The organism is Desulfocurvus thunnarius, assembly GCF_055390965.1.
On the sequence record NZ_AP042411.1, the window covers coordinates 2338835 to 2351660 of the forward strand.

General features: G+C 54.9%; 9 protein-coding genes and 1 pseudogene. 3 read left to right on the forward strand and 7 right to left on the reverse strand.

Annotated elements, in window-relative coordinates:
• Window positions 1-18: 18 nt before the first annotated feature.
• Window positions 19-1185: a GGDEF domain-containing protein gene (locus ACZ5KV_RS10195; RefSeq protein ID WP_464239194.1), complete on the reverse strand. Its 1167-nt coding sequence runs from the start codon at window positions 1183-1185 to the stop codon at window positions 19-21.
• Between the two features lie 623 nt (window positions 1186-1808).
• On the opposite strand from ACZ5KV_RS10195, the gene ACZ5KV_RS10200 reads away from it, so the two are divergent.
• Window positions 1809-2177 (forward strand): hypothetical protein, encoded by a 369-nt coding sequence (locus ACZ5KV_RS10200; RefSeq protein ID WP_464239195.1) that lies wholly within the window; start codon window positions 1809-1811, stop codon window positions 2175-2177.
• A 51-nt stretch (window positions 2178-2228) separates the two neighbouring features.
• On the opposite strand, the gene ACZ5KV_RS10205 is transcribed toward ACZ5KV_RS10200, so the two are convergent.
• Entirely contained in the window at window positions 2229-2504 is a 276-nt protein-coding gene (locus tag ACZ5KV_RS10205; RefSeq protein ID WP_464239196.1) for a hypothetical protein, read from the reverse strand.
• Between the two features lie 418 nt (window positions 2505-2922).
• On the opposite strand from ACZ5KV_RS10205, the gene ACZ5KV_RS10210 reads away from it, so the two are divergent.
• Window positions 2923-3615 (forward strand): thermonuclease family protein, encoded by a 693-nt coding sequence (locus ACZ5KV_RS10210; protein WP_464241833.1) that lies wholly within the window; start codon window positions 2923-2925, stop codon window positions 3613-3615.
• A gap of 417 nt (window positions 3616-4032) precedes the next feature.
• Here ACZ5KV_RS10210 and hxsC read toward each other — a convergent pair whose 3' ends face one another.
• The 5 genes from hxsC to ACZ5KV_RS10235 form a co-directional block, all read right to left on the reverse strand.
• Window positions 4033-5172 carry a His-Xaa-Ser system radical SAM maturase HxsC gene (gene hxsC / locus ACZ5KV_RS10215; RefSeq protein WP_464239197.1) on the reverse strand — a complete coding sequence of 380 codons (1140 nt, stop codon included), beginning with the start codon at window positions 5170-5172 and terminating at the stop codon, window positions 4033-4035.
• Window positions 5159-6619 carry a His-Xaa-Ser system radical SAM maturase HxsB gene (hxsB, locus tag ACZ5KV_RS10220; protein ID WP_464239198.1) on the reverse strand — a complete coding sequence of 487 codons (1461 nt, stop codon included), beginning with the start codon at window positions 6617-6619 and terminating at the stop codon, window positions 5159-5161. Before hxsB ends, hxsC begins: the two co-directional genes overlap by 14 nt.
• Window positions 6616-6975, reverse strand: coding sequence for a hypothetical protein (locus ACZ5KV_RS10225; RefSeq protein WP_464239199.1), 360 nt, complete (start codon window positions 6973-6975; stop codon window positions 6616-6618). The genes hxsB and ACZ5KV_RS10225 overlap by 4 nt, the downstream gene beginning before the upstream one ends.
• 302 nt (window positions 6976-7277) lie before the next feature.
• Window positions 7278-7973 carry a recombinase family protein gene (locus ACZ5KV_RS10230; RefSeq protein ID WP_464239200.1) on the reverse strand — a complete coding sequence of 232 codons (696 nt, stop codon included), beginning with the start codon at window positions 7971-7973 and terminating at the stop codon, window positions 7278-7280.
• 1714 nt (window positions 7974-9687) lie between these two features.
• On the reverse strand, window positions 9688-11259 hold the full coding sequence (locus ACZ5KV_RS10235) for a recombinase family protein (protein WP_464239201.1): 1572 nt from the start codon (window positions 11257-11259) through the stop codon (window positions 9688-9690).
• A gap of 57 nt (window positions 11260-11316) precedes the next feature.
• On the opposite strand from ACZ5KV_RS10235, the pseudogene ACZ5KV_RS10240 reads away from it, so the two are divergent.
• Window positions 11317-12759 (forward strand): annotated as a pseudogene (locus ACZ5KV_RS10240) (YifB family Mg chelatase-like AAA ATPase); the annotation flags it as partial.
• Window positions 12760-12826 lie beyond the last annotated feature (67 nt).

The window sequence follows — 12826 nt, forward strand, 5'->3', positions numbered from 1 at the left end:
GGCCGGAGCGGTGTGGCCTCAGGCCGGCTGCCCGGCGCGGGCCACCCGATCCTTGCCCGCCTGCTTGGCCGCGTACAGGGCCCGGTCGGCGTTGACCACCAGGCTGTCCCAGTTCCGGGTGGTCGCGTCCAGGCTGGCGGCCCCGAAGCTGGCCGTCACGGGGATGGCCCGGCCGTCCTCGGCCACGTTCAGGCCGTGCAGGGCCCGGCGCAGGCGTTCGGCCAGTTCCATGGCCCGCAGGATGCAGGTGTCGGGCAAAAGGATCAGGAATTCCTCGCCGCCGTAGCGGGCCACGACATCGTGGCCGCGCACGCCCTGGCCGACGGCCCGGGCCAGGGCCTGGAGCACGGTGTCCCCGGCCTTGTGGCCGTGGGTGTCGTTGATGGCCTTGAAGTCGTCCACGTCGAACAGGATGATGGACAGCCAGCGCTTGTTGCGCTGGGCCAGGAGCATTTCGCGCCGGGCGCGTTCCTCCAGGGCCCGGCGGTTGAAGAGCCCGGTCAGCGGGTCGCGCTCGGCCAGCTCCACCAGCCGGGCCTCGTAACGCTGCACGCTCATCCAGACCACGCCGAAAACGCAGCCGATCATGAACAGCAGGTAGGAGAGCATGCTGAGGGCCTGGACGCCGCCGGTGGCCAGGTAGGTTTCGCCCGGGGGCAGGAGGGCGGTCAGCCCGGCGCGCAGCAGCGACACCGCCGCCGCCGTTGCCGTGACGGCGATGGTGAACCATTGCGAGGGGTGCCGCGGCCCGGCCTGCGGGGCCAGGAGGCTGTGCGTGACCAGGGCGCACATGGTCGCCATGATCACGCTGATGAAGATGATGCGGACCTGGAGATCGGGCGCGACGGCGCTGAAGTAGAACTGCACGGCCATGAGCAGCACGACCAGCGCCGCCGCCGTCAGCCGGTGGCCCTTGCGGTCGTGCACGAAGCGCGACAGGCCCTCGTCCATCGTGGCGATTCCCGACACGATCATGGCGTTGCTCAGGATGATGGACGCCCAGTCCGGAATCTGCCCGCGCAGGGCGATGAGCGCGCTGCCCGCGCCAAGCAGCAGGTAGGCCGTGCCCAGGGCGGCCAGGCCCCGGAAGGACCGCTGGATGCCATGGAACAGCAGCAGCCCGAAGCCGAAAACGAGGGCCACGGCGGCCACGATTGTGATGGCGGTGAAGTTGTCCAGGTGCATGCGGCTTCCGGGATGATGCGCTGTGCCTTTTCCTTACGGGAATGGACCGGAAAAGCAAAGTCCGCGCGGGCCGCGCGGCGCGTATTTCTTGCGCCCGGGCCGCTTTGCGGATACACGGGTCGATACCAACCTGACGATATGACCGGAGATTTTACGTGCTCGCCGCCATCGCCACCGCCGCCCTGCACGGCATCGACGCCTACCGCGTGGACCTGGAAGTGGACCTTTCGCGCCAGGGCATGCCCGCCTTCAGCATGGTAGTTAACTGAACACCCCGAAAGGGCGCGTCTCATGTGGAGAATTGACGCAGCTTGTGCTTTAGGGAAGAACTTTAAGAAGCCAAGCAAAAACGATTCGTTCTAGCCGACCTGCTTCGCCAATGGGCTGATTGATTTATTCTTGCAGGGTCATTTCAATTCACCGTAATCAATGCCGGTGAGCGGAGTGTTCTGGGTGCGAAAGTAAACCAGCGGGCATGGTCAGGGGCAATACCTGTGGAGGTGCCTCGGGCATCTTGCATCGTTCTGTGTCAACTCTACAGCGTTTGCTATTCTGTGCTTAACTAGGCTGGGAAATCATGGAGGCATTAGGTCCATGAGCAATCAACTCAGTGAGGAGGAGTGATGCGGATAGTAATCTCAGCCTTGGTGTTGCTGTTTCTGTGTGGCTGTGTGAAAGAGAGGATTTACAATGACATGTATGGATTTGCTGATGACAACAAAAACTTATACAACAGCGATATGATGCAATGCAATCATGAATCATATTCACTTTTCCCGCCACAAGAACCTCCAAAGCTTGTGGAGATTCCACCTGTACCAGAAACATTATCAGTCGGTCTGGCGATGGCTCACGGGCAGCGGCTTGCAGAAATCGACGCGCACAACAATCGAATGATGGCTGAATATAGAGAATATACAAACACGCGTACAGCTTACGGGAACGAATGCATGTTGGGAAGGGGCTGGCGTATAGTTACCGTGGAGGAGTAATCACTCTGGTGGTGTCCAAGGATTTTCCCTGCAAGCTGGCACGCTAATCCTTTAGTATCGCTTTTTCTGCCCTTCATTGCTCGGATGGGTGTTATATGGGTTGTAGCTCGGGTAAGGGTCTTTGTAGCCCGGTTGTCCCGTGTAAGGGTTGGCGTTGCCTTTGGTGGACCAGTTGTTGTAAGGGGTTCCGTCCGGGGCTGAACGATAATGGGGCTGGACGTAGGTGCCATCTTTTTTGGTGTACCCTTTTACATATACGTCTTTGGCGAAGGCTGGGAAACAGATAAGCGAGATGACGAACGCTAAAATTAATGCTATGCGCTTCATTTTGTCCTCCGTTTGGTTATGCAGGATATCCTGCAATTTTATTTTTACATGTGCAAAGTGGGCTAAATGGTCAGTCACATTATGAGAATCTGCATCTATTGGTAGCCGCACGCCTTACTGTGTCCTGGGGGCGCCCACTTCGAAAGACTTCGTCGAAATTTTCAACAGTACCTATCTGAGGGCATGTGGTAATGTTTGGGATGGTGTTGGGGATATTCTGAATTCGTGGTATCCCAGATTCAAATGTTGAGAAAATGAGGCCAAACTAAGCACTACAAAGAGAATATGGATTGTCTCCTTCATAACTTGTCCCCATCCCTCTTCACGATTATTCTTTTAAAACCACATGTCTTTTTTTGTGTCAATGGGGTTGCAGATAATTAGGGCGATTGCGCAAGGCTTTGTGAGGGTAGACATTATGTTACGTTGGTTGGCTGTTCGCCTGAAGGCTGGCATTCCTCTCGTATTGTCCTTGGCGGTGTTGGGTTCATCGGCTTGGGCGTGGTCTGGGAAGGTCGTTGGGGTGACTGATGGTGATACCCTCACTGTACTCAAGGACGGCCAAGAACAGGTCAAAATACGACTCTACGGCATTGACGCGCCCGAGGGCGGGCAAGACTTCGGGGCGAAAGCCAAGCAAGCCCTGTCCGCGCTGACCTTCGGCAAGGTGGTAGATGTTCAAACCATGGACCAAGACAGGTACGGGCGGACCGTTGGCAGGGTGTTCGCTGATGGCCAGGACGTGAACGAAGCTCTGGTGAAATCGGGTATGGCCTGGGTCTACCACCAGTATTGCAAAGAGGTTCTAACCTGTCAGAGTTGGGCAGGATTGGAACAAGATGCGAGAGCGGCAAGGGGTGGTCTTTGGGCGGACCCTGACCCTACACCTCCTTGGGAATGGAGGCATGGCGGTGGGAGCAAGTCAAAGGCACAGGGGCCCCCGGCGGTCTCAAAGGAAGGCGCAACTTCATACCACGGCAATGTCAATAGCCACATATTCCATCGGCCAGGGTGCCGCTTCTACGACTGCAAGAATTGTATCGCCACGTTCAAGTCTCGGGAGGAGGCGATTCGGGCAGGATTCAAGCCCTGTGGGGTGTGCAGTCCGTAGCGGAGTGCATATCTATCTGACCGCCGAGGATGACAAAAAAGCCCGGTTCTTCCGGGCTTTTTTCAGTGGCTAAGGACTCGGGAGCTAGCTGCTGGAGTAGTGCGACCTGTGAGACTGGTGCGAATAGTGCGACTGGTGGGACTGGTGAGAGTAGTGCCCAGCCTCAAGGTGCGAAAGCTGGTTCGAAAAGGCTTTGTCGAGAATCAGGCGCGAACTGTCATCGACTTGCATGATTTTGGCCTTAACGTCCATGGGGATAGAAGCCTTTGCTTCGGTTCCCAGGCCAAAGGCGGCAAGGGCCATGCTCAATAAAATCAATAATCTGGTGCGCATTCTCTCCCCCACGATGTAGGCTTAATGATTTTTCCTATAACTTTCCAACACAGTTCAAGCGCCAAGTCAACCACTAAAAGAAGCCTAGGCTATTAGTCGGCTTTGCAAGGGGCTAATTTTTTTGCTGAGTTGGTCGCCTGAAGTTGTAAATACGCCACAGCACTCGTCCTTCACGCCGCAATGGGCGCATACTGGTAGCAGCGACTTTTTCCAGTGGGAAATCGATTGGCGCGCGAAAAATCTTGTTCTTGAGTCAAGAATGCACAACTGGTGGTTGTAAACAGAGACGGTCATTCCACGTCGATGAAGCTCGTGGGTGGCGGTTTCCAAGGTGTCTTTGTATTCCCAAGGGTCTACCCAGACTTGTTCGTAATTCTGTTCGGCAAGGCCAGTCATCTCAAGGGCCATAAAAGTGACATGGTCGATAAAGGGATAGTTACGGTAAATGTACTCTGCGATTTGCGGAAGCCGCATATGATTCGATTTTAGAACGACTACGCGAATTTCGATTGGCAAGTTGAACTTCGCCAGATTGTAGATTCCCTGTTGCGTTTTCCTGAAGCTCCCTGGTCTACCCACTATCGAGTCGTGAAGTGTGTCTGTGTCGGCGTGCATTGAAACACAGAAAATGAAGTCCCGAAGTCCGAGTAGGGCTACTTCCCTGGCAAGTTCCAGGTCAGAGAACCCCTTCCCGTTGGTAAGAACGCTAATCCAAGCGTTCGGAAGTTTGCATCGGCATTCGTTCAGTAGGGATATGAACTCGCTGCCGAGTAGCGTTGGTTCGCCTCCTGTGATTGCGATGCTCCCGGTGTAGTCTGGGTTGACGAGTGACAACACGCGCCTTGCGGCATCAGGGAGTGCTTTGTCGTGATTTTTTGGAGGCTGCGGGCACATGATGCAACGACAGCTACAAGCCTCAGTCACCAGGATTGCGTTTGATTTTGTTGCTGGTTCCCATACGAAGAAGATGGAGCCGTCTTGCCCGAGGCTGACGATGTCGCCGGGGGCGAAGTCCAGGCAATTCTTTTCAGGCAGAACTATGCCGCGTCGAGGGGTGACGCCACCAGTTGAAATGACTCCAGCATACCCCCTGCCTTTTGCGGATTGGTTGTCCGTAACCAGAACGTAGCGCGACCTCTTGAAGAGCGGGATGTTTTCTCTGGTCAGAAGTCCAATGGTGGGGCTTGAAGGTAGGTTGAAAGGCTGGCCCTTAACTCGCCTCATGGCGCACCTCCTGAAGGGGTCTCCGGGTTAGCCAGGACCAGAACACATCCATCACATCTCGGTCGTTTTTCAGCAGAAGGTCAAAGAGGAAGTTGAAGATGGATTTGTGTTTCTCACAGAATGGGGTGTTCGGGCGTTTTCCAACGACATCCCCTGTTTCAAGATAATTCCTGATGGGGTCCGAGCCGCAGTAGGGATTGTAGACGCAGTCGGCGCAGACGGGCATTACTTCTAGGCAGGATTTGTTAACCAATTCTGAGAGTACTTTGCTTTTAAATACAGATTCATATTCGTCGGTTATGTTCCCCATGAGGAATCTTTTATCCCCCATGCGTGAAAGCATTCTGGCTTCGTCGGCAGGATATACATCTCCATTGTAGTCGTAGATTACGCCACTGATGCCTGCTCCTGATGGAGATTGTAGGTCAACGAATCCTGTGGAAAATGGGGTAAGTATGCGTGACAGCAAGAGGCTAGTGAAATACTCGGAGAAGTATGTTCCTGAAAGGTTTAGGTCGATTATGTAGAGCAGCGTGTCTTTGTATGCTTTTACAAATTCTTCCATGGAGTAGCCAAGCGTGCTTTGCTGCTCACTGGCAAAACCGTAAGGATTCAAAGAGCGGATGAACATGCCGCTGAATCCAAGGCGAACATATTCGTCTACAACACTTTTCATTTGTCCGAGTGTGGGGGCGGATGTGGTCATCAGGGCCGAGACCCCGTTGTGCCCAAGTACTTGCCGGGTGAAGTCGAGTTTCTTGATGAACAGCCTGTGACTGCCATCGCCTCCTAGGCGCATTCTGCGGTTGTTGTCGTGTAGGGTCTGCGGTCCGTCCAGTGATGTGGACACGCTAATCTTGTGCTGCTTGATGAATGCCAGTTTTTCTTCGTCCATAAGGGTGAGGTTAGTGCATACAACGAAGCTGAGGTCTTTCTTGTGTGTTTGATTTAGAGACTCAGCATGAAGGACAGCAGCTTCAACAGCAGCCCAATTTAAGAGCGGCTCACCGCCTTGGAACTCGATTTTTAATTCTTGTGCTGGTGCTTTAAAGGCAAATTCGACTGCGCGCTTGGCTGTTTCAGGCGACATGTCGTAGCGTTTAGCCTCTTCGTCCTCACACGAAACTTGGCAGTATTCGCATCTGTGGTTGCACCTAACCGTAACAACCAGCATGTGCAGAACAGTAAAGAGGTCAAGAAAGCTCTTTTTCGTTCTGTACCGAGTCGCAGTCATGTCGATGGATTGTGCCAAGTCATTGGTTGCAACAAGATTTTTGCTTTTGAGGTCGGCAAAGAGCGTGCAATCATGTGCTAAGTGATGGCTTATGAGCGCATCAAAATCTTTAACAGACATAAAATGGTACTCGCCAGCCTCTCCGGTTAGTAAGATGCCATTGTTAAACCGCTCAAATCGAATCGGCATGATGGTGTATTTTGTGGTACTCAATCCTCAAGCTCCTTTTCGATATTTCGAATCGGAGAGAAAGCGTGTCGCACTATCAAAGTTCTAATGTGTCCATTCCTGGATTCAAGGTCTAAGCGTACTTGTTGGTCAAGTATCTCATCACTTATCATTTGAGCTACGGATTGTAGGTCTCGACCATCCAGCGGTTTAGATAAGGTGATGCCAACATGTGTTTCTCCTAGCGGCATTACTGAGATGCTGCACATGGATGTGTGCTTGTCTGTTCCCGCAAAGACGGCTTCCCTTGAGAAGAACTCTTTTGCCAGCTTGATAAGGACTTTGCCGTCCTCTTGGGCATTAATGCTGGGCATGGGTTCGATTTCTATAGTGTCTATCATGTTTGTGCTCCCTCCCCTTTGTGGTGGTGCCTGCGGATATGTACCCCTTGCCTGCCAATGCGGCAAGCGCCAACCCCAGAGAACTTGAGGATAATAAAAAAGTGCGGTGAGGGTTTGGAGAGGGAGCAAGTATATCATGAACAGAAAGACATTCAACTATTTGTTTTTGCTAGCTATGCCTTGAAATCTGGAGATTGGGCGTAAAAACCGGCAGGTATAGGTATAATAAATTAATAAAATCAGATAGTTATGCCATGGCAGGTGTAAACATTTTTTACAAACCTGTTTTCCAGGCCCGACCCTTACCCAGATACGGATTTCGTTCTAGGGCGCTTCCTAGGCCCCTTTCTGTGCGAAAAACGACTACATATGTTCTGGACATTGCTTGCCGTCCACGCCTTCCCACTTACCGTACTGAGGCCCAGGGCATTCAATTCCTGGGCTACCATGGCATATGATGCAGTCTGGCGCAAGGAGAGGATGGTATCAACAAGCTCGGGGGAAACTTCCCGTGTTGACTTCCGGCCTTCACACTTGCCTTCCTTCTCTCGTATCCGCTCCCTGGCCGTCCTGAGCTTCTTCACAAGAAGGCCGCGCTCAAGCTCAGAGAATACCCCCTGCATTTGAACAAGGGCCTTCTTCATGGGGTCGCCCATGATAGCCTCGGTAACATCTTCCTCAGTCCTGGCCGATAGGAGCGTTATACCTTTCGAGGCGAGGTAGATAACAAGGTGCTCCTGAATCCGAAGCTCACGGGCTAGGCGGTCCATGCCTTCAATGATGATGGTCCGGACCCCGTTGCGCAGGATTGCGGCCACCATTTCCTTGAAGGCCGGGCGGTCCTCTTCGCTGGCCGTGCCAGATACCCCCTCTTCCCGGAACACTCTTTCAACCAGGTAGCCCCGCCCCCGGGCAAACGCTTGAATGGCTTCCTCCTGTCTGGTGAAGCCGTCACCGTCTACCTGCCCCTTGCCGCTGACTCGAACGTATCCGAACACCTTTGTTTTGCTCATAGACGAGAGGTATCAGGGAGTTAGACGGAAGTCAACTCACTATCTAAAGAAACTGAGGTAAAAATACCCCCGTAGCCCTTCGGAAGACGTTCCCACTTCAAGAGGAGAGACGTTCCGGGGGGCCACGGGGGGAAATCGAAGAGGTCCAGTAGACGAATGGCCCTTCAAAAATTTGCGCTATTTTTCCTCAAAATGTCGGCCTGTGGCCCATACGGTAAGGGTACAGGGGGCAATCGAGAATGAAGCAGTTGCGGACATCCCCATATTTATTGGAAGAACATTCCAGGCACTTGTGGCGCATGGCCTTCATGGGCGTGGTGCTCGGTGTCGCGGGGCGGTGTCCTGTGCGGTGAGGGTGGAGGGCGCATTTCGTCATGTGACAGGCGTGGACCTCCTTGGATGAATCGCCGGAGCAGTCCAGGCATTTAGCGTGGATGGCTTGGCGCGGGGTCAATCTCGAATCCATAAACTCCTTTGGCCCCTTGGGGGGGGCTTGTTTTATACCTGTTGGCTTCAAGGGCTGGATGAAATATCCGGCCAGGTATTTTTTATTGGGGTTTTACTGCCCGGGAGAGAGAAGCAGCTTTTCTCTACGCTGGGGCGCAAGAAAGGCACGGGAAGGCTCGGTGACAGGGCGTCAAAATGGTTCACTCGGTACCGTCGAACGTGCAAGGCGGGAGGAAGCAGGAGCAAGGAGTTTGAAGACGTAACGGGCGGCTATGAGGGGGCCTACCCCGTCCAGTCTATTCATGATGCCGTGGTCGCCAAGCTGGACTTTGATACCGCCCTGGACCTGGGCCACCTGAGGGGGAGCAAGTTTGTCGTGAAGCCCTGAGCCCCCTCCTTGTTCAAAACTCATGAGCTAGCCCGGGGTTTTTCCTTGTCGGAATCAAAACCCGACACCTACCCTGGGCTGGACTCCTTGAGCCCAAAACCAGGAGCTAGCCCGGGGGTTTTTCCTTGGATGCCTCGGACTCTCCTTCCTAAGGATTCTTCCTTATGTTCATTGATTCTTAAAAAGATTCCCTTGTCTTTTCTTTAAGTCTAAGGATTCTTTCTACTGATTCTCTTAGGGGATACCTTATACTCTCCTTAGGGTATGATACCTAGGTATATTCCTTAAGAAGGATACCTTAGATATAATCTTTCTGACCAACCCCTTCTATAGTGGGTGGTTGCTCGGACCAAAATTTTTACAAACGACCGAAACCTAGGCCCCACGCGGGTTCCGGCTCCTTAAGGCTCAAATTTTTACAAATCCCAGGACTCTTCCTTTCGGAGGGTGTGAAGCCTTGGGTGGGGTGGTATCCCCTTGGGTATCTACTCTCTAGGGGGGAACCTTACACTCTTCTTGGGGTAGGATACCTTGGATATGTCCTAGGTATGATACCTTGGACATACCTAAGGAAAATACCTTAGATATATACCTTTGTCCTGACCCTCTCTTATAGTGGGTGGTAATTCGGCCCGAAAATTTTTACAAATCGGCCCTTTGGTAATCTTCCTAGGCGTTTACCTCAAGATGTACACTTTTTTACAAAATCCTAGGAAGCGTCCTAGCTGGTCCGCCCGGGAACTGTCGGGTTTTTCGCTAGGACGCCTCCTGGGGCCATTTCTGTGCGATTAACAGGCATGTTGAGGGCTGGACACTTGTACCATGGCTGGTGTCAGCGGGTCTGAGTCTTTGGGCATCTATTGCTTAACGATACTCTCTTGGCCATTCGAACGCAAACACAGACGTGCCTCCATGCCTCCAATAGCAAATTGCGTCTCCGCTTTTCCAATTAAGGATAACTTTTAATAGGAGTTGGCGAAGGATTGCGTTTACCTTTGCCCTGTCGAGTTCATTTCTTTCATTTAATGCTGTTGCTAGATCGGTTAGTTTGTTTTTTAAAAGAATCCCAAATGATGTATCAAGTTCGGCGCGTGTTTTTTCCGCTTCTTGTTGCAGTGTATCCAAGCGTATTTCTAGTTCTTGGAGGCGATTTCTAATTGATTTCGCTGCGTCATATCCTCCTTTTTCTATCGACAGAATGATGTTTTCAATCGCTATGTTTGTCTCTTCAACCTCTACATCGATGCAAACTAATCTGTTCTCAAGCTCTTTACGTTTTTTATGCTCAGAGGGGCAATCGCCTATAACCATGTCATAATTATTGAGGAAAGCCTCCTCTACTGTGGAATAGCGAATAGACCGCCATGAGCAACCTGACCCATTTCGAACTCTGCCACAGACGAGATACTTTTGGCTGTTTTTGCCTTTGCTGTTTAGCTGCATCGTGGCTCCACAAATTGGGCATTTTGCCAGGGAGGCAAAAATATTAGTCACAACCCCTCCCGCATGGCGCCCACGGAGAGGTGCTAGGTTGCCTTCCTTCATGGCTTGGACTCGGTAAAAAGCTTCGTTGTCCACAACGGCGGGGTAGTATCCGGGAATGGGGTCTAGGGGGACACGGCGGCGCTTGCCACTCGAATATTCTACCTTGTGTGGGGTAAAGGTTCCTATAACGGCAGGGTTCTGTAGAATTTTAACAATATAGCTCTTGTGCCAGCATGTTGGATTTTTACGCCCTGTCCCGTTGAATGTAGGTACATTTTCTAGATTTAATGTCGAGGCGATTCGAAATGTAGTAGAACCATTTAATGATTCGTTGTATATTCTTTTTACTATCTTTGCCCTTTCCTTCAATACGTCGAATCCTGAGCGGTCATTGCGGAGGCGAAGCCACGCTGGGCATAACTTTGTAAGTGGGCGTTCTTTGGCGTTCTTTCTCTTTCGCTCCCAATTTGCCCTGTGTCGCATCGACTTTGTTGCACTTTCTTCATTGGCACGGATTAGGATTAAGAGAGACATCATCAAAGACATGGGGTCATTATCCAAAGCGTCTTCTGTGTACGCTTTGCCATCTGCTAGGGTGACAACGGTAAGTCCCTCCTCACAAAGAGCTTCTAAGACCCGGAGTGCTTTCCTCGCTGATTGCCGACTGATGCGGTCTAGGCTCTCAACCAAGAGAAAACTGCCTCTTGGGACTACCCCCGAACGCACGGCCTCTAAGAATTGACCAAGGGCACCGGCCTCTACGTTTTTCCCCCGGTACGCAGATATACCCAAATCCTGGTAAGACAGTTCCACGTCCAGTTCTAGCCCGTGAGTTCGGGCATATTCGTGGGCCATACGAGTTTGGCGTTCCAGGCTTCCGCCTTTTATCTGCTCGGGACTTGAGAAACGTAGGTATGAATATGCTCGGGGTTTCGTCATTTCATCTGACATGGGTTTCTCCTAATGTTGCCCAAAGCGTAGCTTTGTAGGTGCGTTCAGTCAATAACCTTCAGCATGGTCGGGCTGGCCGAGGGCGCGGTGCGCGAGTCCAAGGAGCGCGTGTTTTCGGCGCTCAAGAACTCGGGCTTCCGCCTGCCGCCCGCGCGCATTACCGTGAACCTCGCCCCGGCGGACGTGCGCAAGGCGGGCAGCGGCTACGACCTGCCCCTGGCCGTGGGCCTGCTGGCGGGCGCCGGGGTGCTCGACGCGGCCCGCACGCAGGGCTGGTTCCTGGCCGGGGAGCTGTCTCTGGCCGGGGAGCTGAAGCCCGTGCCCGGGGTGCTGCCCCTGGCCACCCTGGCCCGCGACGAGGGCGCGCGGGGCATCATCGTGCCCCGGGCCAACGCCGCCGAGGCCGCCGTGGTCGAGGGCGTGGCGGTCTACGGCCTGGGCACCCTGGCCGAGGCCGTGCGCTTTCTGGCCGGGGAGTCGGACGCCGCGCCCGAGCCCGGCAACCTCGCCGGCCTGTGGGCCGCGCGCGAGGCCTTCCTCCTGGACTTCGCCGAGGTCAAGGGCCAGGAGCACGCCAAGCGGGCCATCGAGATCGCCGCCGCCGGGGGCCACAACCTGCTGTTCATCGGCCCGCCCGGCTCGGGCAAGACCATGCTCGCCAGCCGCATCCCCTCGGTGCTGCCGCCGCTGTGCTTCGAGGAGGCCCTGGAGGTGACCAAGGTCTACTCCGTGGCCGGGCTGCTGGACGGCGAGGCCCTGAAGGTGGCGCGACCCTTCCGCAGCCCGCACCATACCGTCTCCGACGCCGGGCTCATCGGCGGCGGGGCCTACCCGCGCCCGGGCGAGGTCAGCCTGGCCCATCGCGGGGTGCTGTTCCTGGACGAACTGCCCGAGTTCAAAAAGAGCGTGCTGGAAGTGCTGCGCCAGCCGCTGGAAGCCGGGCGGGTGACCATCTCGCGCGCCGCCGTGGCCCTGACCTACCCGGCGGACATCATGCTCGTGGCGGCCATGAACCCCTGCCCCTGCGGACACTACGGCGACCCGCGCCACCAGTGCATCTGTCGCGCCGAGGACGTGCTGCGCTACCGGGGCCGCGTGTCCGGTCCGCTCATGGACCGCATCGACCTGCACGTGGAAGTGCCCGCCGTGCCCTACGAGGACCTGCGCCAGACCTCGGGCGGGGTGGACTCGGCGACCATGCGCGCGCGCATCGAGGCGGCCCGCGCCGTGCAGGCCGCGCGGTACGCGGACACTCCGGGCCCCGCGGGCATGACCAACGCGGCCCTTTCCGGCGCCCTGCTGGAGGAGCACTGCGCCCTGGGCGGCGCGGAGCACGACTTCCTGCGCCGCGCCGTGGAGACCCTGGGCCTGTCCGCCCGGGCCTACGTGCGCATCCTGCGCATCGCCCGGACCATCGCCGACCTGGAGGGCGCCCCGGCCATCGCCGCCGCCCACCTGGCCGAGGCCGTCAACTGCCGGACCCTGGACCGCCGGGCGTAAGGCCCCCCGCCCCGGGTTGCGTTCCCGGGGGCAGATGGGCTACCCTCGGGAAAAGCCAGACGGCACA